Source organism: Kitasatospora sp. NPDC050543, from assembly GCF_044457565.1.
In the GTDB taxonomy this organism is placed as follows: domain Bacteria; phylum Actinomycetota; class Actinomycetes; order Streptomycetales; family Streptomycetaceae; genus Kitasatospora.
Map to the genome: position 1 here is coordinate 322,382 of NZ_JBITGZ010000003.1, position 26,158 is coordinate 348,539.

At 74.2% G+C, this 26,158-nt stretch carries 21 protein-coding genes; 15 read left to right on the plus strand and 6 right to left on the minus strand.

Annotation, left to right across the window (positions count from 1 at the left end):
• Positions 1-11 precede the first annotated feature (11 nt).
• The 12 genes from ACIBH3_RS05790 to lysA all read left to right on the plus strand — a co-directional run bounded on the left by ACIBH3_RS05790 (position 12) and on the right by lysA (position 11,908).
• Positions 12-1,049 carry a C-terminal binding protein gene (locus ACIBH3_RS05790; RefSeq protein WP_396310622.1) on the plus strand — a complete coding sequence of 346 codons (1,038 nt, stop codon included), beginning with the start codon at positions 12-14 and terminating at the stop codon, positions 1,047-1,049.
• Positions 1,046-2,173 (plus strand): pyridoxal phosphate-dependent aminotransferase, encoded by a 1,128-nt coding sequence (locus ACIBH3_RS05795; RefSeq protein ID WP_396310623.1) that lies wholly within the window; start codon positions 1,046-1,048, stop codon positions 2,171-2,173. Before ACIBH3_RS05790 ends, ACIBH3_RS05795 begins: the two co-directional genes overlap by 4 nt.
• A gap of 14 nt (positions 2,174-2,187) precedes the next feature.
• Positions 2,188-3,078, plus strand: coding sequence for a nucleotidyltransferase domain-containing protein (locus ACIBH3_RS05800; protein WP_396310624.1), 891 nt, complete (start codon positions 2,188-2,190; stop codon positions 3,076-3,078).
• Positions 3,075-4,238: a GNAT family N-acetyltransferase gene (locus tag ACIBH3_RS05805; RefSeq protein WP_396310625.1), complete on the plus strand. Its 1,164-nt coding sequence runs from the start codon at positions 3,075-3,077 to the stop codon at positions 4,236-4,238. The genes ACIBH3_RS05800 and ACIBH3_RS05805 overlap by 4 nt, the downstream gene beginning before the upstream one ends.
• A gap of 20 nt (positions 4,239-4,258) precedes the next feature.
• Complete coding sequence (locus ACIBH3_RS05810) at positions 4,259-5,671, plus strand: MFS transporter (protein WP_396310626.1); 1,413 nt, start codon at positions 4,259-4,261, stop codon at positions 5,669-5,671.
• Positions 5,672-5,739: 68 nt separating this feature from the next.
• A complete protein-coding gene (locus ACIBH3_RS05815) occupies positions 5,740-6,813 on the plus strand; it encodes a GNAT family N-acetyltransferase (RefSeq protein WP_396310627.1) in 1,074 nt (357 codons plus the stop codon).
• 76 nt (positions 6,814-6,889) lie between these two features.
• Positions 6,890-7,333: a GNAT family N-acetyltransferase gene (locus tag ACIBH3_RS05820; protein WP_396310628.1), complete on the plus strand. Its 444-nt coding sequence runs from the start codon at positions 6,890-6,892 to the stop codon at positions 7,331-7,333.
• Between the two features lie 80 nt (positions 7,334-7,413).
• A complete protein-coding gene (locus tag ACIBH3_RS05825) occupies positions 7,414-8,154 on the plus strand; it encodes an AAA family ATPase (RefSeq protein WP_396310629.1) in 741 nt (246 codons plus the stop codon).
• Positions 8,155-8,237: 83 nt separating this feature from the next.
• Positions 8,238-9,251 carry a pirin family protein gene (locus ACIBH3_RS05830; RefSeq protein ID WP_396310630.1) on the plus strand — a complete coding sequence of 338 codons (1,014 nt, stop codon included), beginning with the start codon at positions 8,238-8,240 and terminating at the stop codon, positions 9,249-9,251.
• A 358-nt stretch (positions 9,252-9,609) separates the two neighbouring features.
• Complete coding sequence (locus ACIBH3_RS05835; RefSeq protein WP_396310631.1) at positions 9,610-9,969, plus strand: SAV_915 family protein; 360 nt, start codon at positions 9,610-9,612, stop codon at positions 9,967-9,969.
• Positions 9,966-10,550 carry an Lrp/AsnC family transcriptional regulator gene (locus tag ACIBH3_RS05840; protein ID WP_396310632.1) on the plus strand — a complete coding sequence of 195 codons (585 nt, stop codon included), beginning with the start codon at positions 9,966-9,968 and terminating at the stop codon, positions 10,548-10,550. Before ACIBH3_RS05835 ends, ACIBH3_RS05840 begins: the two co-directional genes overlap by 4 nt.
• Positions 10,547-11,908, plus strand: coding sequence for a diaminopimelate decarboxylase (gene lysA / locus ACIBH3_RS05845; protein WP_396310633.1), 1,362 nt, complete (start codon positions 10,547-10,549; stop codon positions 11,906-11,908). Before ACIBH3_RS05840 ends, lysA begins: the two co-directional genes overlap by 4 nt.
• 208 nt (positions 11,909-12,116) lie before the next feature.
• Here lysA and ACIBH3_RS05850 read toward each other — a convergent pair whose 3' ends face one another.
• Positions 12,117-12,656: a hypothetical protein gene (locus ACIBH3_RS05850; RefSeq protein ID WP_396310634.1), complete on the minus strand. Its 540-nt coding sequence runs from the start codon at positions 12,654-12,656 to the stop codon at positions 12,117-12,119.
• A gap of 225 nt (positions 12,657-12,881) precedes the next feature.
• On the opposite strand from ACIBH3_RS05850, the gene ACIBH3_RS05855 reads away from it, so the two are divergent.
• On the plus strand, positions 12,882-14,696 hold the full coding sequence (locus tag ACIBH3_RS05855; RefSeq protein ID WP_396310673.1) for a hypothetical protein: 1,815 nt from the start codon (positions 12,882-12,884) through the stop codon (positions 14,694-14,696).
• Here the strand turns inward: ACIBH3_RS05855 and ACIBH3_RS05860 are convergent.
• The 3 genes from ACIBH3_RS05860 to ACIBH3_RS05870 form a co-directional block, all read right to left on the minus strand.
• Positions 14,680-16,848 (minus strand): tetratricopeptide repeat protein, encoded by a 2,169-nt coding sequence (locus ACIBH3_RS05860; protein WP_396310635.1) that lies wholly within the window; start codon positions 16,846-16,848, stop codon positions 14,680-14,682. The two genes, ACIBH3_RS05855 and ACIBH3_RS05860, sit on opposite strands and share 17 nt — an antisense overlap.
• Positions 16,849-17,063: 215 nt before the next feature.
• On the minus strand, positions 17,064-17,954 hold the full coding sequence (locus ACIBH3_RS05865; protein WP_396310636.1) for a sigma-70 family RNA polymerase sigma factor: 891 nt from the start codon (positions 17,952-17,954) through the stop codon (positions 17,064-17,066).
• Positions 17,955-18,187: 233 nt separating this feature from the next.
• Positions 18,188-19,393 carry a cytochrome P450 gene (locus ACIBH3_RS05870; RefSeq protein ID WP_396310637.1) on the minus strand — a complete coding sequence of 402 codons (1,206 nt, stop codon included), beginning with the start codon at positions 19,391-19,393 and terminating at the stop codon, positions 18,188-18,190.
• 224 nt (positions 19,394-19,617) lie between these two features.
• Here ACIBH3_RS05870 and ACIBH3_RS05875 point away from each other — a divergent pair, with 224 nt between their 5' ends.
• Positions 19,618-20,505: an RNA polymerase sigma factor SigF gene (locus ACIBH3_RS05875; protein ID WP_396310638.1), complete on the plus strand. Its 888-nt coding sequence runs from the start codon at positions 19,618-19,620 to the stop codon at positions 20,503-20,505.
• Positions 20,506-21,544: 1,039 nt separating this feature from the next.
• On the plus strand, positions 21,545-23,221 hold the full coding sequence (locus tag ACIBH3_RS05880; RefSeq protein ID WP_396310639.1) for an LCP family protein: 1,677 nt from the start codon (positions 21,545-21,547) through the stop codon (positions 23,219-23,221).
• A 159-nt stretch (positions 23,222-23,380) separates the two neighbouring features.
• Here the strand turns inward: ACIBH3_RS05880 and ACIBH3_RS05885 are convergent, their stop codons facing one another.
• Positions 23,381-24,826: a glyceraldehyde-3-phosphate dehydrogenase gene (locus tag ACIBH3_RS05885; protein ID WP_396310640.1), complete on the minus strand. Its 1,446-nt coding sequence runs from the start codon at positions 24,824-24,826 to the stop codon at positions 23,381-23,383.
• A gap of 269 nt (positions 24,827-25,095) precedes the next feature.
• The gene (locus ACIBH3_RS05890) at positions 25,096-26,064 is read right to left on the minus strand and encodes a LysR family transcriptional regulator (RefSeq protein ID WP_396310641.1); all 969 of its coding nucleotides are present in this window, start codon (positions 26,062-26,064) and stop codon (positions 25,096-25,098) included.
• Positions 26,065-26,158 lie beyond the last annotated feature (94 nt).

Genomic DNA, 26,158 nt, shown 5'->3' on the forward strand with positions numbered 1-26,158 from the left:
GGTCCCTGACCATGACTCAGCCCCGCGTGCTCTACACCGACCCGCCGTGGCTCATCGACGGCGGCCGCCCGGACCCGGCGCTGGCGAGCGTCGAACGCGAGGTGCTCGGGCCCGAGGTCGAACTGCGCTTCGGCCCGCACCGGGACGGGCGCTACCAGATCACCGACCCCGCGATGCTGGAGCAGGCCGCCGGGTGCGACGTGCTGGTGGTCTACCGCACCCAGGTCACCGAGGAGTTGCTCGACGCGGCCGGCGCCGGCCTCAAGGTGGTGGTACGGCAGGGCGTCGGCGTCGACAACCTCAACGCCGGCCTGCTCGCCGCCCGCGGCCTGCCCGCCTACAACGTGCCCGACTACTGCGTCGACGAGGTGGCCACCCACACCTCCGCCCTGGCCCTCGCGCTGGAGCGCCAACTGGTGCCGCAACACCAGACCCTGGCCGGCGGCACCTTCGACATCTACGCCGGCGGCACCCCGCACCGCACCAACCGCCGCACCCTGGGCATCGTCGGCTTCGGCCGGATCGGGCGGGCCGTCGCCCGCCGGCTCGGCGCGTTCTACGGCCGGGTCAGGGTCTACGACCCGTACATCGGGCGGGACCTCGCCGAGGGCTACGGCGCGCAGGCGGTCGACACCCTGGCGGAGCTGCTCGCCCAGTCCGACCTGGTGACCCTGCACTGCCCGCTGAACCCCGAGACCGACGGCCTGATCGACGCCGCCGCGCTGCGCCGGATGAAGCCCGGATCCTTCCTGGTCAACGCCGCCCGCGGCCGGCTGATCGACCCCGAGGCGCTGTACCGGGCGCTGGACGAGCAGTGGATCGCCGGCGCCGGCCTGGACGTCTTCTCGCCGGAGAACCCGCACCAGGACGCACGTTGGCACCCCGTCCTGAAGCACCCCGGCGTGGTGGTCACCAGCCACCGGGCCTTCCTGTCCGAGGAGGCCGAGGCCAGCAGCCGGCGCCGGGTCGCCGAACTGGTGCGCGCCGCGCTGGACGGCCGGACCGAGGGCCTGGTCGGCCGGGTGCACGCCCCGGAGGCCGGCCGGTGACCCTGCTCTCCCCCACCGCCGCGGCCGCCCACGCGCAGGACGTCCTGGTGCTGTCCACCGGCGACATCCGCATCCCGCTGCACCCGGCGCTGCCCCCCGCCCCGGCCCGGGGCGCCGACCAGCACTACCGGGCGCCCGCCGGCGACCCGGGCCTGCGGGCCGTGATCGCCGCGAGCGCGAGCGCCCCCGGCGCCGCCGCCCTCGACGCCGGTCAGGTACTGGTCGCCCCCGGCGCCCGGCAGGCCATCCTCGCCGTGCTGCGCACCGTGCTCACCGGCGGGCGCACCGAGGTCCTGGTGCCCTCGCCGTACTGGGCCAGCTACCCGCACCTGATCGAGATGGCCGGCGGCAGGGCCGTCACCGTACCCGGGGAGGTCGGTGACGCCTCACCGGACATCGAGGCGCTGGAGGCTCACCGCACCGGGCGGACCGGCGCGGTCGTCGTCAACTCGCCGCGCAACCCGGACGGCGCCGTCGCCTCCGCGCAGTCGCTGCGCGCGCTGGTGGAGTGGGCCGGCGAACACGGCATCACGGTGCTGTTCGACCAGGTGTACCGGGGGGTCGCGGTCACCGACCGGCCCGCCCCCTCGATCACCGGGCTGTACCCCGAGCTGCCGGGCCACTGCGTCCTGGTGGACGGGCTCTCCAAGAGCCACGCGCTGGCCGGCCTGCGCCTCGGGTGGGCGATCGCCTCCCCCGCGACGGCCGCCGGCGCCGCCGCCGTCGCCTCGCACTTCATCGGCCACACCAGCGGCCCGGCCCAGGACACCGCGGCGGCCGTGCTGGCCGGCGGCGAGCACGAACGGCAGCGGATCGGCAAGGAGCTCGCCGCCAACCTCGACCTGGCGCTGCGGGCGCTCGCGGACATCCCCGGGCTCTCCTGCCGCCGGCCGGCCGGCGGCATCTTCCTGTTCCCCGACATCCGCGGCTGGCTGGCCACCGCGCCCGAGGACGCCCGCCGCGCCCCGGCCCGCTGGCTGGCCGAGCAGCACCGGGTCGCCGTGGTGGACGGCGCGGCGTTCGGTGCCCCCGGCCACCTGCGGCTGTCCTTCGCCCTGCCGGCCGAGCAGCTGGACACCGGCCTGGCCCGGCTGCGCCGGGCGCTGCTGCCCGCCGACCGCTAGAGAGGACCCACCCCATGGACGTGGCGCTGCTGGACGCGCTACCGGATCACGTACGGACCGAACTGGCCCGGCGCGGAGTCGCGTTGCCGGCCGTGGCGGGCCTGATCGACGCCGACCTGGACGAGCCGGTGCTGCTCACCGGCTCGTACGCCTCGGGCGAGGCCAACCCGACCTCCGACCTGGACGTACTGGTGCTCACCCGGCGCCCGCGCGCCCGCCGGGTGCCCGGCACGGTCAACCACCCCTCCATCTTCGGTGACAGCTTCGACGGGCTGGTCGCGGACCTGCCGGTCAACATCGAGTACGTGGCCGAGGGGCGGCTGGAGGACCTCGGCCAGGTGATGCGGGCGGTGACCGACGGCGGGCAGGTGGACCTGCCCAACCTCCAGGGCCTGGAGCTGCGCCTGGCGCAGCGCGTGCACAGCGGCATACCGCTGGCCGGCGCCGAACGCCTGGACCGGCTGCGGCGCCTGGTGGACATCGAGGTGGTGCGGGCCTCCGCCGCCGCGCTGGCCTTCGTCGGGGCGATGAGCCTGCTGGAGGACACCACGGTGCTGGAGTCCCCCTCGCGGGAGCTGATGCTGCGCGGCTCCGCCGAGGCACTGCTGATGTCGGGGGTGAACGCCTTCGGCCGGATCACCCACGACGGCAAGCACCTGATGCGGCGGGCGGCCGCGCTGGCCGGCGCGTCCGCGGTGCCGGCGCTCTTCGCGCAGCGGGAGCGGCTGCTGTTCGTCGACCGGCTGCCGCAGCGGGAGGCGCTGGAGCTCGTCCTGGACCTGGCGCAGGAGCTGTACCTGTCCTTCCCCGACGAGCGGTGCCCGGCGCTGGTCACCGACATGCTGGCACCCTTCCGGGCGTCCTGGGCCTGGGCCGGGCGCACCGCGTTGACGGGCCGCGGATGAGGGCCGCGGGCCAGTGCCCGCCGCAGTGGGCCGCGCTGGACGCCGACCCGCCGCTGTTCGCCTCCGCGCGCTGGCTCGCCGCGATGGGCGACCGGATCGAGGGGGCGCACTGGTGGTTGGTCCACCGGCCGGGCGGGGACGGGCCGGAGGTCGGGTTCTTCGGCTCGGTGAGCGAGGACAGCTCGATCTCCGAGGCCAAGAACCCGTGGCGACTGCTGTTCGAACCGGGCACCGCCCGGTCGCTGACCCGGCAGGCGCTGGAGCGGCAGGCCGCGGCCCGCGCGGCCGGGCCGGCGCCGGAGCAGTGGTTCCCCTCCCTCGTGCTGACCTACCCCGGGCTGGAGTGCTTCCCGCTGGGCCCCGGGCGGTACTCGGCGGCGGCCCTGGACGGCGCCATCGCCGAGGTGGTGGCCGAGGCCAGGGCCGCGGCGCTGCGCAGCGTGGCGTTCCTGTACGTCCAGCCGGAGGAGACGGAGCTGGCCGCCGCCCTGCGCCGGGCCGGCTTCCTGGAGGTGCCGACCGCGCTGCGGGCCAACCTGCGGCTGCCGGGCGGCACCTTCGAGGACTACCTGGCCTCGCTCGGCCGCGACGCCCGCAAAGGGGTGGCCCGGATCCGCCGGCGCCTGGCCACCCGGGGCGTCACCGTCCGGCGGCAACTGCTGCGCGACGCGGACGACCGGCTGATCGAGGAACTGGTCGGGCTGCGGCTGAAGCACCGGGCCAAGTACGGGCGCCGGCCGGACGCCGCCGGGGAGCGCAGCCAGCTGCACACCCTGCGCGCGTCCTTCGGCGAACACGGCCGGCTCCAGCTGGCGGTGGCCGACGGGCGGACCATCGGCTTCTGCCTGTTCCTGGAGGCCGGCGGCATCCGGCACGCCTGGATGACGGGGACGGACTACGCCGACCCGAGATCGCCCGGCACGTACTTCGAGCTCGGCTTCCACGCGCCGATCGAGGAGGCGTACCTGACGGGCTGCCGGGAGCTGTCGTTCAGCTACGGCGCAGAGGCGACCAAGCTCGAACGGGGCTGCCGGCTGGACGAGGTGACGTCCTTCGTCCTGCCGCTGGACCAGGCAGCGTTCGGTCCGGCCCGCGAAGCCGCGGCCGCGCTGGCCGGCGCCCTGGTGCGGCCGGACGCCGCCGGCCCGGACACACACTGATGGAGAGGGAGAGCAGGCCCGTGCAAGCAGCACCGACAGGGCGCCTGGGCATCGTGGGCGAGCGCGGCTTCGGCTGCTACTGGTCGGCCCGGACGCTGTCGCTGATCGGCGATTACGCCTTCCGGACGGCGTTCGCGACCCACATCATCACCGTCAGCGGATCGGCGTCCGTGCTGGCCACGGCGACGGCCGTACTGCTGCTGCCCTCCCTGCTGTTCTACCTGGTGGGCGGGGCGGTCGGGGACCGGGCCGGGTCGCGGCGCAGGATCATGGTGTCCGCCGACGCGGCCCGGTTCCTGACCCTGCTGCTGATCGCGCTCGGCACGCTCTGGACGGACAGCGTGCCGCTGCTGGTGGTGCTCGCCGCGCTGATCGGCATCGCGGACGGGTTCTTCCAGCCGGTCTCCTTCGCGTACATGCTGGAGATCACCCCCAAGGAGAAGCTGGTCGCGGCCAACTCGGCGCTGTCGGTCAGCCAGCAGATCGGGCTGATCGGCGGCCCGCTGGTCGGCGGGTTCCTGGTGAGCTCCGCCGGCGCGCAGTGGACGTTCGCCTTCGACTCGCTCACCTTCCTGCTCTCCGGCGTGCTGCTGCTGGCCATCGGGAAGCCCCCGGCGGCCGCCGGGGCCAGGGCCGGGGAGTCGCCCGAGCCCGAGGAGACCGTGCCCGACGCGCAGGCCCCGCAGGACGCGCAGGACGCCTCGGGCGGGCGGGGCGGGCGGCTGCGGCAGCTGCTGGGCGATGTCACCCAGGGCCTGAGCTACGTCCGCGGGGTGCGCTGGCTGCTGATCTCCATCGTGGTCGGCGCCTGCACCAACGCCGTCTACGCCGGGGTCCTGGACGTCGCGGTCCCGCTGCTGATGGCACCGGAGGGCGCACAGGACGCCCGCTCGCTCGGCGGCTTCTACACCCTGCAGGGCGTCGGCGCGCTGCTCGGCGCGGCCGTCCTGGTGAAGCTGACGGTCCGCCGGCTCGGGGTGACGCTCTACCTGATGCTCGCGCTGATGGCCTGCTCGCTGGCGGCCACCGGCCTGATCGGCGGCGGCAACGGCGCACTGGCGATGGCCGTGCTGTACGGCGTCGGCCTGCACTTCTTCAACTCCCTCTTCCCCAGCCTGCTCCAGGACAAGGTGCCGGAGCACCTGATGGGCCGGGTGGGCAGCTTCGCCCTGCTCGGCTTCAACGCCCTGATGCCGCTCGGCGCGCTGCTGATGGGCCCGCTGATCGGCGTCCTGGACGCCGGCGGCGCCGCCCTGACCGCCGGCGCCGCGGCGGCCTGCGTCAGCCTGGCGGCGCTGCTGTCGCCGAGCGTGCGGAGGCTGAGCGGCGCCCCGCCCCAGGACGCCGGCCCGGAGCCGGGCACCACCGGTCCGGGCGCCACCCCGGCGCCAAGTGCGACGCCCGCTCCCGACGTCACGCCGGCTCAGGGATGACCCCGGCGCCCGACGCCACGGCGAGCCGAGCTCCGAGCCGGCCGAGATCGACAGAGAGCGAGAGAGACATGCGGGCGACGACGGTGTCCGACACGTTCGACGCCGCACGCTGGGACGCGCTGCGGCCCGGCACCGCGGTGCAGGGCGGCCGCTGGCTGAGCACCATGCTCAGCCGGCTGCCCGGCCGGCCGGTGACGGCCGTGCACGCCGGGCCGGACGGCGCGCGGGGCGCGGTGGGCTTCGTCGGCGCGGTGGTCGAGGACCCCGAGGCCTACGAGGCGTACAACCCCTGGCTGATCCTGCGCGGCCCGGAACCGGTCTTCAAGGAGGTGTACGCCTCCGGCCGTCAGGTGGCTCCGCAGCTGGGCGCCGCCCCCGAGCGGATGCTGCCCGGCCTCGTCCTGACCGCCCCCGGCTACCTCGGGGATCCGGTGGGCCCGGCCGCCGGGCGGCCCGAGGAGGTCCTGGCGTGCCTGGCCGGCGTCTGCGCCTGGGCCAGGTCGGCGGGGCTCGCCACCGTCACCGTGCTCTACACCACCCCCGCCGCCGCCAGCACCGTCGAGCCCGCCGTGGCGGCGCTCGGCGGCGAGAGCTTCGACCTGACCACCCGTTCGGTCCGCGAGGTCACCTGGACGGACGCCGAGGGGTTCCGGCAGGCGATCGGCCGCCGCCGACGCGCCGAGATGAAGCGCCAGCTGAACCGGCTGGCCGAACTCGGCGCCGAGGTCGGGCAGGGCGACCCGGAGGCCAGGTTCGAGGAGGTGATCGAGGCCCGCTGCGAACTCGTCCGCCGGTACGGGCAGCCCGTGGACGAGGCCGGCGAGCGGCGGCGGCTGCGCACCCTGATCGACACCTTCGGCCCGGACCTGCGGCTGTACACCACCGAGCGCGCGGGCCGGATCGTCGCCCACAGCCTCTTCCTCGCGCAGAACCGGACTCTGCAGAACATCTACACCGGCACCACCGAGCAGGGCCGGGACACCCCGTTCGCGCCCCTGGCCGCCACCTACCACGCGCCGATGAGCAGCGCGTCGAGCGAGCGGCTGGACCGGATCGACTACGGCATCGGGCACGGTTCGACCAAGCGGCTGCAGGGCTGCCGCGCCATCCCGCTGCGCGGCCACCTCATCCCGCTGTCGTAGCGCCCGTCCGCCCGCAGGACCGCCCGCCCTGCGGAGCCCGTCCCATCCGATCCCATGTCTGCCAGGAGGTACCGCCGTGCCGGAGCCGGTCATCACGGTCGTCGACCGTGTCGACGAGGAGAGCGTCGAGGACTTCAACCGCCTCATCCCGCAGCTGCACAAGAACGCACCGCCGCTGGACGCCGCGCGGCTCGCCCGGGTGATCGGCTGCCCGTCCAACGTCGTCCTGGCCGCCCGGATCGGGGAGCGGACGGTCGGCCTGCTCACCCTGGTCATCGTGACGCTGCCCACCGGCGTCTGCGCCCGGCTGGAGGACGTGGTGGTCGACGAGGCCGCGCGGGGGCGGGGGGCCGGTCTCGCGCTGGTGAGGGCCGCGCTGGCGGCCGCCCGCGACCGGGGTGCCCGCCAGGTCGACCTGACCTCCCGGCCCAGCCGGACGGCGGCTCACCGGCTGTACGAGAGGGCCGGGTTCAGCCGCCGCGAGACCGACGTCTACCGCTACCGGATCGACGCCGTCTGAGCTGCGGCGACCCGGTGCGGGACGCCGGCCCCGACCCGTGCGAGGCTTTGAAGCCGTCGGGTCGGGGCAGGGAGCGGTGAGTGAGCGGTACGGGAGCGCCGGGTGCGGCGCGGTTGCGGGTCGCACCCGGGGAACGGCGGGAGACGGTGTTGCGTCCGCGTGGACTGGTGGATCTGCGCGGGCGGGAGGACGCCGAGCTCACCCTCGGCTACCCGCCGGACGCCGTGGTGGTCGTCTCCGGCCTGCCCGGCAGCGGTAAGAGCACCCTGCTGCGGCGCTGGTCGGCGACGGTGCCCGTGGTCGACCCCCGGGACGTCCACCTGGCCTGCCAGGCGGTGATGCCGGAGGCTCTGCCGTACGCCGTGTACCGGCCCTGGGCTCGGCTGGAGCACGCCCGTCGGCTGCGCGCGGCGGTGCGCCGGGGCGGGCCGCTGCTGGTGCACGACTGCGGCAGCCGCCCGTGGCTGCGGCGCTGGCTGGCCCGTAGCGCCGGGAGCCGGGGGCGGGAGCTGCATCTGGTGCTGCTGGACGTCGGGCCGGCCGAGGCCCTCGCGGGCCAGCGGGCCCGCGGGCGCTGGGCGCCCCGGCGGGTCTTCGCCCGCCACTGCCGGGGCCTGGACCGGCTGCTGCGGGCGGTGCCGCGGCCGTCGGCGACGGCAGCGGCCCCGGCGCCGGTACCGGAGGGCGGGCGGCTCGCGGTGCCGGCCGCGGTCGCGGAGGTGGCGTCCCTCGTCCTGCTGGACAGCGCCTCGCGCGGGCAGGCCTCGGCCCGGTTCGAGCCCGATGCGCAGCCGGCCCCGGACGGGCTCCCGGCCGGCTGACGCCCGGGGAATGTTCAACGTTCAACACGCGTTGAGGCGTAACATCCAGAGCAGTTCGGGGACGGCTTCCCAAGGAGAGTCCGATGCCCGCGATCACCGTGCAGAACATCCTCGCCCTCCCGCGCATCCCACGGCCCGACGGCGCCGTTCTGGCCCAGAGACCGGTGCGCTCGGTCACCACCGCGCCCAGCGGGTTCGAGGGCGAGGGCTTCCCCGTCCGGCGGGCCTTCGCGGGGGTGGGCATGCGGGAGCTCGACCCCTTCGTCCACATGGACCAGATGGGCGAGGTCGAGTACGCGCCCGGCGAGGCCAAGGGCACGCCGTGGCACCCGCACCGCGGCTTCGAGACCGTCACCTACATGATCGACGGCATCTTCGAGCACGCCGACTCCAACGGTGGCGGCGGCGTGATCACCAACGGCGACACCCAGTGGATGACCGCCGGGAGCGGCATCCTGCACATCGAGGCGCCGCCCGAGCACCTGGTGGTCTCCGGAGGCCTGTTCCACGGCATCCAGCTGTGGGTGAACCTGCCCAGCGCCAACAAGTGGAACCCCCCGCGCTACCAGGGCATCGAAGGCCGCGAGGCGGTCCTGCTCGCGTCCGAGGACGGCGGCGCGCTGGTGCGCCTGATCGCCGGCGAGGTCGCCGGCCACACCGGCCCCGGCTCGACCTTCACCCCGATCACCATGATCCACGCGACCGTCAACGCGGGAGCGGAGCTCACCCTGCCCTGGCGGCCGGACTTCAACGCGCTGGTGTACGTGCTCGCCGGCCGGGGCACGGTGGGGACGGCGGGACGCCCCGTCCACACCGGCCAGCTGGCCGTCCTCGGCGCGGGTGACCTGCTGACCGTCGGAGCGGCGCAGCGGCAGGACAGCCGCACGCCGGACCTGGAGGTGCTGATCCTCGGCGGGCAGCCGATCGGAGAGCCGGTGGCCCACTACGGCCCGTTCGTGATGAACACCGAGGCCGAACTGCGGCAGGCCATCGAGGACTACCAGGCCGGCCGGCTCGGCGTCATCCCCGCCGAGCACCTGCCGCACCACACCCCCGGCGGCGAGCCGGGCCGGGGCGACGGGAACGACCGGGGCTGAGCTGCCCCGAGGCGCCCGACGAGCGGGCGTGGGCGGCAGACCACGGCGTGGGCGTGGCCTGCCGGCCACGCCCACGTCTGTGTCTGTGTCTGTGTCTGCGGCTGCGGCTGCGGCTGCTGCTGCTGCTGTGGATCGAACGTGACGGGGCTCCTGCCCGCGTCGGCGGCCCGGCCACCCCGCCGCCCACCACCCCTTCGGCCGAAGCCCGCGTCAAGAAGTCGTCAGCGAGGAGCACCCCACAGTCAACAGGGCGTCAGGAACGCTCGCGCGCCGCACCGGCACGCCTAGCGTCGGAGCTGTACCCCTTTCGGGTCGACGAGGACCCGGCCACTCTCCACCATCTCCCCGGAGCTCCGCTGTGACCTGCACCGATTCCGCCCCCAAGGAGCCTGCGGAACCCCGGCCCACGCTCTGCGTCCCGGTCCGTTCCGTGGGCAGCGGCTACGCCCTGCGGCTCTTCCGCCGACGTGATGGCGGCCGCTGCGCCGTCGCCTTCACCTCGGCCACCGCGCTCACCGACCTGCTCGGCCCCGCCCAGCGGTGCATCCGCCTCGCCGAGCCCGCCCTGCGGGCGCTGGCGGCACCACTCGGCGTCACCACCCTGGTCGTCGACCCGCAGCTGGTCGCCCCGCCGGCCGTCCCGCCTGCCACACCTGCGGCGATCACCCCGGCGATCCCGGCCGTCCCTGTCCTCCCCGCCCTGCAGCACCAGTGGTGACCGCCGGACAGCCCGCGACGGACCTCCGCGGGCCCCTGCCGGCTCCCCCAGCAGCTCCCCATCCGGCCGCGCGGCTGGACGAGGTGGACCTCCAACTGCTCAGCGCCCTGCGCGCCGACGGGCGGGTCCGCGCCAGCGCCCTGGCCCGCCGCCTCCAGCTCAGCGAGGCAACGGTCGGCAGCAGACTGCGTCGGCTCGCCGACAGCGGCGTGCTGACCGGAGTCCACGCCGAGGTCGACCCGGGCGCGCTCGGCCGCCCGCTACAGGCCATCGCCCGGGTCACCCACGGGCCCGTACCACTGGACTTCCACCGGCTGGCGGCCCGGCTTCCCGCCGTCCAGTCCGGCCTCAGCCTCGCGGGCGACGCCGACCTGGAACTCCACCTGGCCTGCGCCGACCAGCACGAACTGCACGCCGTCGTCGCCGAGCTCCGCCTGGCCGGCGCCGCCAGGGTGCAGGTCGAACTGGTCCTACGCCGCCTGCTCCCCGAAGCCCCCGCGCTTCCGATCGCGGCCGTCACAGCCGTCACAGCCGTCACAGCCGCTTCCGCCCCTCAGCTCGCAAGGAGCGCCGTCGCATGAGCCTCACCCCCGTACGCGCCTGCCTCTACACCGACGAGGCCGCCGCCGTCCCCGTCGGCACCCCCTGGCCCGCCTCCGCCCGCACCACGCCCGCCGGGGATCTCACCGTCGGCGGGGTCGACCTCGCCGAGGCCGCCGACCGCTTCCGCACCCCGCTCTACCTCCTCGACGAGGACGAGTTCCGCGCCCGCTGCCGGGCCTACCGCACCGCCCTGCCCGGAGCCGAAGTGCTGTACGCCGCCAAGGCGTTCCTGTGCAGCGCCCTCACCGAATGGATCGCCGAGGAGGGCCTCGGACTCGACGTCTGCTCCGAGGGAGAGCTGCGGCTCGCCGCCGCGGCCGGCTTCCCGCCCGAGCGGATCCTGCTGCACGGCAATGCCAAGAGCCCCGAGGAGCTGCGGCTGGCCCGGCGGCTGCGGGTCGGCCGGATCGTGATCGACAACCTCGCCGAGATCCCCCGGCTGGCCGCCCTCACCAGCGCCGATGCGCCGCAGCGGGTGCTGCTCCGGGTGGTGCCCGGGGTGTCGGCCGGGCACCACGACGCCGTCCGCACCGGAGTCGCGGGGCAGAAGTTCGGTTTCACCGTGGCGGGCGGCGACGCCCTGGCTGCCGTCGGCCGGGTCCTGGAGCAGCCCGGTCTGCTCCTCACCGGGCTGCACTGCCACCTCGGCTCGCAGATCACCTCCGTGGAGCCGTACCTGACCGCGGTCGACCGCCTGGTCGAGCTCCTCGCCGACATCCACGCCCGGCACGGCGTCCAGTTGCCGGAGCTCGACCTCGGCGGCGGTCACGGCGTGCCGTACGTGCCGCCCGCGCCGGGCGACGCCGAGTTCGACCTGGACGAGTTCGCCGTCCGGGTCCCGGTACGGCTGGCCGACCGGTGCAAACGCCACCGCCTGGACGTTCCGCGGCTGCTGGTCGAACCGGGCCGCGCGCTCGTCGGACCGGCCGGCGTGGCCGTCTACCGGGTGCTGGCGGTCAAGCAGACCGGCGACGGCCGGACCTTCGCCGCCGTCGACGGCGGCATGAGCGACAACCCGCGCCCCGCGCTGTACGGCGCCGAGTACTCCGTCCGCCTGATCGGCCGGCCCGGCGCCCCGCAGACCCGCGAGGTCGACGTGGTCGGCCGCCACTGCGAGGCCGGTGACGTCCTGGTCCGCGCCGCCCGACTCCCCGCCGACCTCCGCCCCGGCGACCTCCTCGCCGTCCCCACCGCCGGCGCGTATCAACTCTCGATGGCCTCCGGCTACAACCTCGTCGGCCGCCCCGCCCTCGTAGCCACACAGGCCGGCCGCGCGCGCCTCCTGATCCGCCGCGAGTCCGTCGAGGACTTCCGCACCCGCGAGGTCAGCCGCTGAGAGTGGAAGTCCTTCGTGATCGTCGGCATCGCGCCCCCTGGCACCAGGTCGGCCTGCACGGCAGCCGGTTGAGTTCCGCCCACGTACCGCCCGCGGACCCCTGGGCCATGGACCCGCACGGAACAGATCTCGGAGCAGTACGGCCCGACGAGACGGCCCGACGAGGCCGCCGCGCGTGCCCGCGGCCGCGCCGGCGTGGCCGAGCGGACTACCGGGGCGCCACCCGGGGCTCGCTCGGCCGGCCGGCCGGGGACACGGTGAAGACCGTGATCTCCTTCCGTCCGGTCACCGTGATCTGGTCCGGCCCGGACCACTCGGCGCGCTTGAAGTCGTCGCGTCCGCCCTCCCCCCAGGTGCCCAGATCCCAGTGGCGGGCGGACCAGCCGCTGCCGGTCACCAGCTCCACGTGGTAGACCGGGTCGATCGAGAAGGCGGTATCGGTCACGGTCAGTACACGGGCCGGGTGGTCCGGGTCCGCCTTCCGGTCGACCGCCCGCCCGTCTCCCCCCTGCACGAACGCCAGGAACGCGATCGGCAGCCCGACGGCGCCGAGGGCCACCAGGGCGGCCGCGCCGCCGATCTGCGACCGCCTGGTACGGAACTCCAACTCGACCACCACCGAGGCCACGATCAGCACGACCGCGGCCCCGACCAGCAGCACCGGGTGGTCGAACCAACGCTCGACCTCCACCAGCCCGCCCGAGTGGGATGCCTGAAAGCCCGGCAGGTACGCCAGGAGCGTCGCCACCGCCAGACCTCTGAGCCACCACGCGATTCGCCTGCGCCGCGTCGCTGTCATCCGTTCCCCCCGGGTGATCGTCTTTGCGGACTGTACTACGGGGGGGGTGGCACCCTCCGGGTCCGGCCTTCAGCGAACGGCGGGGGGCGGCCGCACGAGGCATCGGCGCCCACGTCATCACGGCCAGCCGGTAGGTTGGCTGTTTCGGTCTCGGGCCTCGGGCCCGGCTCGGCGGTGGGGTGGGGGCAGCGGTTGGACGGGTGGGTGCGCGTCCCGGTCGGGGACGGGGCGTTGCGGTGGGCCACTCGGGGGCGCTGCCGGCGGGTGCTGCTGATCGTGCACAACGTGACGGCCGCGACGCGGCTGCTGGATGTGATTCCGCTGTTCCGCGACGACCTGCGGGTGCAGCTGCTGGCGACGTGTACGGGGTCATCGCCGTTCCAGGCGGGGGTGGCGGAACTGCTGGCGGCCGTCGGGGTGCCCGTCCTGCCGTGGGAGCAGGCGGTGGGCACGCCGGTCGACCTCGCCGTGTCGGCGAGCCTGGGCGGCGAACTCGACGCCGTGCAGGGGAAGTTGGCGGTCCTCTCGCACGGGGTTGGCTACAATAAGAGGCTCGCCACACCGGACACCGGACACCGGACACCGGACACCGGACACCCGGCGCCCGTGTTCGGACTGGCGCCGCAGTGGCTGCTCTCCGACGGCGTCCCGGTCGCGGACGCCATGGTCCTCTCGCATCCCGAGCAGTTCGAGCGGCTGAGTGAGGCCTGCCCCGAGGCGGTGCCGACGGCCGTGCTGGGCGGGGACCCGTGCTTCGACCGGATCCTCGCGGCCGCCCGCCACCGGGAGCGGTACCGCCGGGCGCTGGGGGTGCGCCACGGACAGCGCCTGGTCCTGCTGAACTCCACCTGGAACCCCTCCTCGCTCTTCGGTGACGGCGGGCCCGAGGACGTGCTGCCACTGCTGCTCCCCCGGCTCACCGCGGAGCTGCCCGCCGACGAGTACCGCGTCGCGGCCGTGCTGCACCCCAACATCTGGCACGGGCACGGGCCGGGGCAGATCCGGCTCTGGCTGGACCGGGCCCGCCGGGCCGGGCTCGCCCTGGTCGATCCGCTGGAGGGCTGGCGGCAGGCGCTGATCGCCGCCGACCTGGTGCTGGGCGACTTCGGCTCGGTCAGCTACTACGCGGCGGCCTGCGGGACGCCCGTCCTGCTCGGTGCGCCGTCGACGGACGGCCTTGGGCCGTCGACCCCGGTGGCCGCGTTCGTCCGTGAGGCGCCCGTCCTGGACCCGTACGCGGAGCTGCTGCCGCAACTGGAGAAGGTGCTGAACCATCATCAGCCCATGTCGGGGCCACGCGAGTTGACCAGTTCGGTGCCCGGCCGGGCGGCCCGCCTGCTGCGGGGGATCTTCTACGGTCTGATCGGCATCCCCGAGCCTGCCGGGCCCGCCGTCCTGGACCCGCTGCCCCTGCCACCGTACGACCCGCCGCTGCGCACGGCGCCGCTGCGAGTCCTCACCGCCGTCACGGCCGGCGGCGAGGTGGAGGTCCGTCGCTTCGGGGATCCGTCGTACGAGCCCGACGGCCCCGGCGGTGGTGGTCATCTGGCGGTGCACGAGGACACCCTCGACCCCGGGATGCCGGCCCTCGCCGACGTCATCTACCGCTACGGCGACGCCGACGACCCCCGCCTGGGACGGCCGCAGGAGTGGGCCGCCGAGGTGCTCGCCCGGTACCCGTCCTGTGCGCTCGCCGCCTATGTCACGGCGCGGGACAGTTGTACGGTCCTGCACCGCAGCGGGCTGCTGGTCCGGCTGACCAGCGCCGACGCGCCGGAGGCCGCAGGCGCCGCCGACCCCGCCGCGCTCGCCTCCGCGCTGTTCGCGTGGCTGAGCAGCGGTGGCCTAGGCGAGCCCGGCGAGCGCACCGAGCCCGGCAGACCTGGCCCGCCCGGCGCGCATCGCGACCCGGCGCAGCTGTACGCGAGCGGGCTCATCGTCCGGACCGGCCCGGCCGTGCACCGCGTCCGGGTCACCCCGCTGCGCTGACGCACCGCCCGCGCAGGGCCGCGAGGTAGCCGAGGTGGATCTCGGCGCTCTCCCGCGCCAGCGCGGCGCCGGCCTCGTCGACCAGCGCCAGGGCGTCCTCGGGGCGGCCCTCGTCGAGGCGGATCTCGGCGAGGTCGGTGAGGATCCGGGCACTGTTGAAGCTCTCCCCGCTGCCGCGGAAGAAGAGCAGCGCGGTGGAGAGCCGTTCGCGGGCCCGGTCGAACCGGCCGAGGCCGCGCAGTGCCCGGCCGCGGTGGCGTTCGAGCAGGGCGCGGGCGCGCGGCAGGTCCGCGGCGCCGTCGTCCTCGGGCCCGATCCGGTCGAGCAGCCGGTCGGCCCGCTCGAAGCAGTCGTACGCCTCCTGGAACCTCCACTGGCGCAGCCGGAGCAGGCCGAGCGACTCGACGGCCGTGGCCCGGCCCCGCGCGTGCCCGGCCCGCTCCTCGGCGTCGGCGGCCGCGAGCAGGTGCTCCTCGGCCTCCGGGTGGGCGTGCAACTCCATCAGGGCCAGAGCCAGTTGGCCGTGCATCCGGCCCGCCATCCGCTGGTCCGGGTAGCGGGCCTGGGCGCGGGCCCCCGCCCGCAGGGCGGGCAGCAGGTCCTCCTGGCGGCCCACCTTGAGCTGGAACGCCCAGAGCGCCTCGACGAGTTCGCAGACGCGGTCCGGCCGGTCGAAGTCCTCGGCGGCGCGGACGGCCTCGGCCAGGTTGCCGAGCTCGTCGGCGAGGGCGGCCAGCGCCCGGCCCTCGTCCTGGTAGGGGCCGGGTCCGAGCTCGTCGTACAGCGGGCCGATGTGCCAGCGCTGCTTCAGCGCGGCGAAGTCCGCCTGGACGGCGAAGCGGACGAGCCGCCCGACGGTGGCGTCGACGGAGGCGGCGCACGCCGCGAGGCCGTCCTCGCGCGCCGCGGCCTCCTCCGCGTGCCTGCGGACCGCCGGGCGGTAGCGGTAGCGGCCGGCCGGGGTCGTCTCGATCAGCCTGAGCTCGGCGAGTTCGGCCAGCAGGCGGGCTGCGTCCCGCTCGTCGAGCCCGGTCGCGGCGGCGGCCAGGACCGGGCCGATGGCGGGCCAGGGTCGCAGTGCGCATAGCCGGTAGAACCTGGCGAGTCCGGGGGCGAGCCGCCGGTAGAGATCCTCGGCGACGGCCCGGACGGGATCGCCGCCGTGCTCCGGCCGACCCACACCCGCGACCTCACCCGGCCCCGCACCCGCCGCCCCGGGCACCGCCGAGGTCAGGTACGGCGCCGCCGCCCGGAGCGCGAACGGCGAGCCGCCACAGCGTTCCAGGAGCGACGGCAACCCGGCCCGGGCCGCCGAGACGGTCTGCCTGCCCGCCACGTCCGCCAGCAGGCGCCGCGCGTCCTTGTCGGAGAGCGGGCCGACGGGCACCTCCACCGCGTCCAGACCGGTCAGGGGGCGGCGCGCGACGACGACGGTGAACACCCCGGGCGCACCGGTGACCAGCGGCCGGACCTGCGCGGCGGACTGGGCGTGGTCGAGCACGACCAACAGGCGCCGGCTGCCCAGCAACGTCCGGTACAGGTCGATCCGGTCCTCCAGGGCCGGCGGGAGGTGTTCCTTCGGCACCCCGAGCCCGCGCAGGAACTGCCGCAGCACCGCGGCCGGGTCGGGCGCGGTACCGGGCGATCCGCCGCCGCGCAGGTCCGCGTACAGCTGGCCGTCGGGGAATCGCCGGGCCTCCCGGGCGCCCCAGTGGGCGGCGAGCGCGCTGGTGCCGATCCCCTCCGGCCCGTGCAGCACGACCAGCCGGGGCCGTCCATCCGCCTTGCGGGTGGCCTCGCGGTCCAGCAGCACCAGCGGGCCCTGCCGGTCGGTGAAGAAGCGGACGGAGGCGGGCAGCAGTCGCGGGATCTCCACCGCGAAGCGTCCGCCCGCGCCGTTGCCGCTCATCCAGGACGCCAACGCCCTGGCCTGGACGGGATCCTGCTGCGCCCCCGCGACCAGCAGCCGGGCGACGGCCTCCCGCTCGGCGGCCCCGGCGGGCGCGGGGACCTCCCGGCCGGCGATCCGGCGGACGAGCCCGCCCACCGACTCCCAGGCCCACTTGCCCGCCTCGTTGGCCATCCCCGCGCTGACCGCTCCCAGCACGCCCGTGACCGCCGCAACCGACAGCGGATCCACCACGCCGTACACCCCCTGGCTCCTCGCGGCGCGTGCCCCCGCCACCGCTGCCGCTCCAACCTCGTGTCGGGGCCAACCGTAGCCTGCCGGCCACCCGTCCGGGGCGGGGCGCGGGCGTGCGCCGCAGCTCACGTACCGTCAATCCCCGTCCGCGCGACCGGTCCAGCCCGTCCCGGATCGCAGCCACCGCCGAGGGAGTACCCCACTGCCGGACCGCCGCCGGCCTGTCAGCCGCCGAGGACCGCCAGGTCGAGCCCACGCAGCCGCTCGGGGTCGGCGAGGATGTCGATCTCGACGATCCGTCCGTTCGCGATGGTGAAGCCCAGCACCGCCGCCGCCCGCTCGCCGTCCGGGGCCGAGACGATGCCTGCGGCGCCGTTGACCAGGGCCGGCCGGGCGAAGCCGGCGAAGCGCTGGAAGGTGAGCGCCTGCCCGGCCACCGCCGCCGCGCCACGGAGCTCCCTGGACCCGCCCCCGAAGCCCGTGCCCGCGTCCGCCCGCAGGACGACGTCCGGGTCGAGGACCGCGAGGAGGGCGTCGAAGTCGCCACCGCGCGCGGCGGCGAGGAAGGCGTCGACGACCGCCCGCTGGCGGCCGAGGTCGGCGTCCGGCACCACGGCCGTCCCCCGGACCCGGCGGCGGGCGCGGCTGGCGAGCTGCCGGGTCGCCGTCGGGGTCCGCCCGACCAGCGGGGCGATCTCCTCGAACGGCACCGCGAACATGTCGTGCAGGACGAACGCGAGCCGTTCGGCCGGGCCGAGCGTCTCCAGCACCACGAGCAGCGCGAGCCCCACAGAGTCGGCCAGCAGCGCCTGGTGCTCGGGGTCGATCCCGCCGTCCGCGCTGCTCACCAGCGGGTCGGGCACCCGCACGTCGAGTGACTCCTCGCCCCGCGAGTTGCGCGAGCGCAGCATGTCCAGGCAGACCCGGCCGACGACGGTGGTCAGCCAGCCACCCAGGTTCTCCACGTCACTGGTGTCGGTGCGACTCAACCGCAGCCAGGACTCCTGCACCGCGTCGTCGGCCTCGGTCAGCGAGCCGAGCATCCGGTAGGCCACCGCCCGCAGGTGGGCGCGGTGCGCCTCGAAGCGTTCGGCCAGGTACTCGTGTCCGCCCATGGATTCTGCATTCCCTCGTCGCGTGCCGTCACTGCCGTCACCGCTATGACGTTCGGAGCGCGCCCGATGTGACAGGCGCCGACTTGGACGTTCGCGATCGCCGAGGAGGGCGCCGGGCAGCAGACGCCGTCAGGCGTGCAGGCCGTGGTGGGCCCCTCCCCTTCGTCCGGCCACGCCCCGAACCCGTGCGGCCCGCAGGTGCCCGTGCCTTGCCGCTACAGCTACAGCTACAGCTACAGCGTGACACGAAGCTCTGTCAGCCCACGGCTGCGCAGCGACGCGACCCAGCGCAGCCGATCGGGAGCCTGGACGAGGGCCAGGCCCGGGAAGCGGCGCAGCAGCGAACCGATCGCGATCTCGTTCTCCAGGCCCGCGAGAGCGGCGCCCACGCAGTAGTGCGGGCCGTGCCCGAAGGCGAGCTGCGGGCCCGTGCCCGGTACGGGCTCCCGTACGGGGGCGAAGACCTCCGGGTCGCCGAACGCCTGCGGGTCGCGGTTGGCGGCGGCCCAGGACAGCCAGACCCGCTCGCCCGCGCCGATGGTCGTCCCGCCGATCTCGATCTCCTCCACCGCGAAGCGGCGGACGGCCAGCATCCCGGGCGGATTCCACCTCAGGACCTCGTCGGTGACCTGGTGCATCGTGAGCCGGCGCGACCGCAGCGCCGCGGCCTGGTCCGGGTGGGTGAGCAGGGCCAGCACGGTGCTCGACACGAGGTGGACCACGTTGTGGTAGCCGGCGAACAGCAGCAGGAACGCCATCGCCAGGAGTTCGTCCTCGCCCAGGCGGTCGCCGTCGTCCCGGGCGGCGATCAGCTCGGACAGCAGGTCGTTGCCCGGCGCGGCGCGCTTGTCCGCGATCAGCCCGGCCAGGAAGCGGCACATGGTCCGCATCGCCTCGCGTGAGCGCAGGGGGGCGTCGGGCGTCGGGGAGAGCAGGCTGTCCGTCCAGGTCCGGAAGTCGACCCGGTCCTGGTCGGGGACGCCGAGCAGGTCGCAGATGACCGTCATCGACAGGGGCGCCGCCAGGTCGGCGACGATGTCGGCCCGCCGGTGCCCGGTCAGCGCGTCGAGCAGGCGGTCCACGCACTGCTGGACCTGCTCGCGCAGCACGCCGATGCGCCGGGGCCCGAGGGCCCGGGTCACGAGCCGGCGCAACCGGGTGTGGTCGGGGCCGTCGGTGTTGAGCAGGTGCGCGTCGAGCTCGGGTGGCAGCGAGTCGCCGGCGTTCCCGCAGGTCCGCGCGTGCCGCTTGTCGAGCGCCAGCCGGGGGTCCGCGGCGGCGGACCGCACCTCCCGGTACCCGGTGATCAGCCATACCGGCGCCGCGTCGGGGGTGACGGCCCGGTGGACCGTCCCGCGCGGGTGCAGGAGCGCGTAGGAGCCGTGGGGGTCCGCGAGGAACGCCTCCCCCAGGCTGACGAAGTCATCGCTGACCGGCACGGGCCCGCCCCTCCTGTCGACTGCGCAGCACCCTAGCGGCCCGGCGTTCGGGGCCCGGCGCACGACGGGCCGGGGTGGTGGGCGTGACGGATCCGGGCCACCCGCGTGTGACGGACCTGTAAGGATCGACTGGTGGATCTGTGCCTTTCCGGGATTGGACCGCATACCGACGGACCCTGCGGGTAACCGGGAGCGACATGTGGACACCTCAAGGAAGGAACGTCATGGCGACGCCTGGAAAGGCCCAGCTGACTACCGACCCCACCGTGGACAACGTGCCGGCGCCGAGCCGGTCGGCCTGCCCCGCGGCTCTCGCCGACCTGCCCGAGCTCGAGCAGCCGCGCGAGGTCGCGCCCCTCGACGCGCGGGTGCTCTCCAGGACGCTCTTCGCCCGGCTGGGCGAGCTGGCGGAGGGCACGGCGGAGTACTCGTACGTGCGCGGCACGCTGGTCGAGCTCAACCTGTCCCTGGTGAGGTACGCCGCCAAGCGGTTCGGCAGCAGCCGCGAGCCCATGGAGGACATCGTCCAGGTCGGCACGGTCGGGCTGATCAAGGCCATCGACCGGTTCGACCCCGGGCACGGGGTGGAGTTCACCACCTTCGCGATGCCGACCATCGTCGGCGAGATGAAACGGTTCTTCCGCGACACCACCTGGGCCGCCCATGTGCCGCGACGCCTCCAGGAGCTGCGGCTGACGGTGGCCAAGGGCGGCGACAAGCTGGAGCAGCGGCTCGGTCGGGCCCCGACGGCGGCCGAACTCGGGGAGCACCTGTCGCTGTCGGAGGCGGAGGTGCTGGACGGCATCACGGCCGGCAAGGTCCGTACGGCCAGCTCCCTGGAGGCGCAGCTGGACGCCGAGGACACCGGCGCGAGCGCGATGGCGGACCGGCTCGGGGCCCAGGACCCGGCGTTCGACAGGATCGAGTACATCCAGGCACTGAAGCCGATGATCGCCGAGCTGCCGGCCCGCGAGCGTCTGATCCTCTCGCTGCGCTTCTGCGAGGACCTGACCCAGTCGGAGATCGGCGGGCGGCTGGGGCTGTCCCAGATGCACGTCTCCCGGCTGCTGTCCCGTTCACTGGCCGGCCTGCGCTCCGGGCTGCTCGCCTGAGCGCCCGGGAGTCGCCGGGTTTACGCCCGCCCGTCCGGGACATGCGCGGGGCACCGGCATCTCTGCGCCGAACCGGGCAACGCGGGCCTCAGGGCCGCGCCCGCACCCGCCCGCCCGCCCGCCCGCCCGCCGCGAGGGTGCCGCCGGCCCCGCCGAGCCGGCGGGGCCGGGAGCGAACGGGAGCAGAGGAGCGAACGACATGGCTTCCATCCCCCAACCGCCCGACCCCGACATCGGGCCACCGCCCTCACCCGAACCGTCACCGATACCGCCGACCCCGCCCGAGCGGCCGGCCCCGCCGCTCCCGCCCTACCCGCCGCCACCGGGGCCCGAGCCCGAACCGCCGGTTCCGGACTCGGACCCGGACTCGGACTCGGACGCGGGCCCGGCCGGGTAGCCGCCGGGCGAGCCCCGCACCGCCGCCGCCCACCGCAGCTGCACGTACGCCCGGGCGACGGCGGCCCGCCGGCCGCGCCCCCGCCACCTGCCCGGTGAGATTCTCGCCACGTCCCAGCCCCGGTCCGAGCCCCCGGTCCGGGCCGGAACCGGCCGCCGGAGAGCCTGCGGCAAACCGCGCCCGGCCTGAACCGGATGCCCGCCGACGTCACCCGATCGGCATCCGGCGGGGCCTCAGCGCAATCCGGCCGAGCGTCAGATTGCGCCGCAGAAGCGGCAGATCCTCGCATGGATGCGACGAATGACGGCTGATAAGCGGCTTGTATGCTCCATTGAGTCTCTGTAGACCCCAGGGGTCGGCCGGGGGACACTGCCGGAAGCATGCCGGGTACCTGGGAAGACCCCGCCACTCACCAATGCAACCGGGATGCCTCCCCGGCCGTCGTTCTTGGGGAGCTGTTACTGGACCAGGCCACGGTGCCGGCTTCACAGGCGCAGTTCGGTAGGTGGTGGTCCGGCCCGGGTGAGAGGTATGCGTATGTCAGGCCAGTGGGACGAGAGTCCGTCCGATCACGGCGGACCGCGCTCTGACGGCGAGTCCGGCGGCGTGCGCACCGATGGTTCCGGCACGGGAGCCGGCCAGGTGCCCGTACCCCGGGCCGGCGGCCGGGCCGAGGCCCGCCGGGCGGCGCAGAAGCGCGGTGGCAAGGAGCGGGGTGGCGCGGATCGGGGTGGCGCGGAGCGCGCGGCGGACTCCCCCGTGGACCGCACCGGCGGCCGGGGCCGCAAGCCCAAGCGGAACGTGAAGAAGATCCTCGCCTGGACCGCCGCCGGCGTGCTGGTACTGATAGCCGGCACCGGCGGGGCGATCTACCTGAAGCTGAACGGCAACATCAAGACCTTCGACGCGGACGCGATCAGCAAGGACCGGCCGGCCGAGGCCCAGGCCGACGCCAACGGCAACAAGCCTGTGAACGTCCTGCTGATCGGCTCCGACAGCCGTGGCGGCAGCAACTCCGACCTGGGCGGCGGCGACGCCGAAGGTGCCCGCTCGGACACCACGATCCTGCTGCACGTCTACGCGGACCACAAACACGCGGTGGGTATATCCATCCCCCGCAACGCCCTGGTGACCATCCCCTCGTGCAAGCTGCCGAACGGGAAGTGGAAGCCGGAGCAGAAGGGGACGCTGTTCAACGCCGCCTTCGAGGTGGGCGGCACCGCGGAGGGCAACCCCGCCTGCACCCAGAACACGGTGGAGAAGCTCACCGGCATCCGGGTCGACCACACCATCGTGGTCGACTTCCAGGGCTTCTCCGCGATGACCAAGGCCGTCGGCGGCGTCGACGTCTGTCTGCCGAAGGCCGTCTACGAGGGGGACATCAACCCCAAGCTCCCCAAGAAGGGCGCGCAGGTCCTGCCGGCGGGCCCGCAGAAGGTGGACGGCCAGAAGGCCCTGGACTACGTACGGCTGCGCCACGGCATCGGTGACGGCTCCGACATCGGCCGGATGAAGCGCCAGCAGGCGTTCATGGGCTCGCTGATCAGCGCGGTGAAGAAGGAGGGGCTCAACCCGACCGTCCTGCTGCCGCTCGCCGACGCGGCCACCAAGTCGCTGCGGGTCGACCCCGGACTGGACACCGCCGACAAGCTGATGTCCTTCGCCCTCTCGCTGAAGAACATCGAGCTGCACGACCTGAAGTTCCTCACCCCGCCCTGGAAGTACCACGAAGCCGACCTCGACCTCGTCCACCCCGACGTCGACAACCTCTGGAACACGCTCAAGGCGGATCGGACGATCGACGGTCAGAACGCGGTCGGTGAGCAGCAGGAGACCTCCGCCTCGCCCACCGCCGAGGCGTCGGCGCAGCCCACCACCCCGGCACCGGCGACCTCCACGCCCGCCAACACCTCCGGAGCCGGCGTCAGGGTCACCGTCTACAACGGCACCACCTCACCCGGGCTGCCGACCAAGGCCGCCGAGATGCTCAGGGGCGCCAAGTTCACCGTCACGGGCACGGCCACGGCGAAGAGCACCAACCACGCCACCACCGTCGTCGAGTACGGCACCGGCCAGAAGGCCAATGCGGAGAAGGTCGCCGCCCTCTTCCCCAACGCGACCCTCTCCTCCAGCACCGCGCCCGGGATCAGCCTGATCCTCGGCAAGGACTTCGCCGCCGCCAACGGTGGCGCGGCGGGAGGCTCTCCGAACAGCGCCGCGCCCAGTGAGCCGACCCCGCTGCCGTCCTCCCTGGTCGCCGACGCCCGCTCGGCCGACGACGACCTCTGCGCCAACACCACCTACGGCTCGGGTGGCTGAGGGATCGCCCGCACACGGTGAGAGGGCCGGAGACCAAGGTCTCCGGCCCTCTCACACTGCCGGAAAGCATGCCGCGATGACCTGGGCGTTCCTCCAGGTCATCGCGGCTCACGTCGAGCCGTCCGCCGGAATCTGACCGGCGGAGTCAGACCGCCGAGGTCAGACCGCCGGCGCCGGGTAGGTCGGGTACTCCACGCCGGAGACGTGCTGGACGACCCGGATGACCTGGCAGGAGTAGCCGAACTCGTTGTCGTACCAGAGGTAGAGGATGGCGTTGTCGCCCTCGACCTTGGTGGCGCCGGCGTCGACGATCGAGGCGTGGCGCGAGCCGATGAAGTCGCTCGACACCGCGTCGGGCGCGGTGATGAAGTCGATCTGGCGCTTGAGCGGCGAGGTCAGCGACACGTTGCGGAGGTAGTCGAGGACCTCCTCGCGGGTGGTCTCGCGCTCCAGCTGGAGGTTGAGGATCGCGATCGAGACGTCCGGCACCGGGACGCGGATCGAGCTGCCGGTGATCTTCGCCTTGAGGTCGGGCAGCGCCTTGGCCACGGCCGAGGCGGCACCGGTCTCGGTGATGACCATGTTCAGCGCCGCCGAGCGGCCACGGCGGTCCGAGTCGTGGTAGTTGTCCAGAAGGTTCTGGTCGTTGGTGTACGAGTGGACGGTCTCCACGTGGCCGCGGAGCACGCCGTACTCGTCCGCCATCGCCTTCAGCGGCGGGACGATCGCGTTGGTGGTGCAGGACGCGCAGGAGATGATCTGCTCGTCCGGCTTGATCATGTCGTGGTTGACGCCGTGGACGATGTTGGGGACGTCGCCCTTGCCCGGCGCGGTCAGCACCACCTTGGCGATACCGGGGCGCAGGTGCTTCGACAGGCCCTCGCGGTCACGCCACCGGCCGGTGTTGTCGATCAGGATGGCGTCGTTGATGCCGTACGCCGTGTAGTCCACCGACGTCGGGTCGTCGGAGTAGATCACCGTGATCTCGGTGCCATTGGCGATGATCTTGTTGTTCGCCTCGTCGACGGTGATCGTGCCGTGGAACTGGCCGTGGATCGAGTCGCGCCGCAGCAGTGAGGCGCGCTTGACCAGGTCCTCCCCGGCACTCTTGCGGACGACGATGGCCCGCAGCCGCAGGCCGTTGCCCGAACCGGCCTTCTCGATGAGCAGGCGGGCGAGGAGCCGGCCGATGCGGCCGAACCCGTACAGGACGACATCGCGGGCTTCGCGACGCTCCAGCTTGTTGGCGCCCGTGGCGCCGGCGACGGCCTCCGCGGTGAACTCCGCCACGGAGAGACCGCGGTCATCGGCCCCGTACGTCGCGGCGAGCATGCCGATGTCGATCTGGGAAGGGCCGAGATCGAGCGTGGTGAGAGCCTCCAGGAACGGCAGCGTCTCGGTGACCGAGAGCTCCTCCCCCGCGATCTGGCGGGCGAACCGGTGAGTCTTGAGGATGCTGACCACCGACTTGTTCACCAGGGAGCGGCTGTGAACCAGGACCGTGACGTCCCTCTCCCGGTGCAGCCTCCCGATGATCGGGATCATCGACTCCGCGATCTCTTCGCGGGTCTTCCAATTCGTGAACACGTCCTCGTTGACAGTCACTGGTCCATCTTTCGAGCTAGGCGATGCGCACACACATGCTAGCCTCGGCCGATTTCGACCCCTCGGGCGGTCCCACCCGAGCAGCGCTTCCCCCCGTACCGCCCCCGGCCGGACCAGGCACGTTACGCCTTTGCGAACACCGTTCGCGCCCTGTCGGGCCCGGCCGGACGGCCGTGCGGATCACCGCGAGGACGGAACCCGGGCCTGTCGCCGGCCTCGCCGGCCTCGCCGGCCTCGCACCTGACGGGTGCCCTCAGCCGGCACACCACTCAGTCGGCGAGCAGCTCCGCCGCGGGCAGCTCGGCACCCGCGGCCTCGCCCACGGCCGTGCCCGCCGGCGCGCCCGCAGGGTCGCCCGCCACCTCCCGCAGCAGGGAGAGCATCATCTCCTCGTACGCGGACAGCGGGCGGGCCAGGGTCCAGTTGGCCATGACCGTGCGCGGCTCCGGCCCCGGTCGGACGTGCAGCTCGGCCAGTACGCCGTGGAGCAGGTCGAACCGGACGGTCCGCCGGGGCACCAGGCTCACGCCCAGCCCGATCCGGACGGCCTCCCGGATGCTCTCCGTGCCCCACAGGTCGAGCGTGCGCGCACCAGCGAGATCCCAGCCGTGCAGGAGCTCCAGCAGCTGCTTGCGCGTCTGCGACCCCGACTCGCGCAGCAGGAAGGCCTCGGCGGACAGCTCGGCCGGCATGATCTCCCGTCCGGCCAGCGGGTGGTCGGCCGCGCAGATCAGCAGCATGTCGTCGCTGGCCAGCCGCTCCGATTCGTAGCGCCCCGGAGGCAGCGGGCCGCTGGCCACACCGACGCCGATCCGGCCCTGGTTGAGCGCGGCGGCAAGGCGGTCGACGCTGTTGATGACCACGGTGAACAGCCCGTCGGGCTCCCGGCGCCGCAACTCCCGCATGACCGCCGGCAGCAGGTATCCGCCGATGGTGCTCGTACTGCCGACCACCAGGCGCTCCTTCGGCCAGAGTGCGGCCGCCTGGACGGCGCCGACGGCCTGGTCGGCCAGCGCCAGCATCTCCTTGGTCTGGGCCAGGAGCACCTGCCCTGCCAGGGTGGGGCGGATCTTGGGGCCCGTGCGGTCGACCAACACGGTCCGCAGGGACGTCTCCAGGTTCTGCACCTGCTTGGAGACGGACGACTGACTCAGGAACAGCACCTGAGCCGCAGCGGAGAACCCACCACACTCGATGACCTTCGCGAAGATCGCCAGTTGGTTGAGGTTGAGTCGCATCTCGGCCCCAATCGCGTCGGTATGGTGCGGGGCGGTTGGACGTGAGGGCACCGGACAGGTTCCGCACGGCACCTGCCGTGCCCCGATTCGGCCA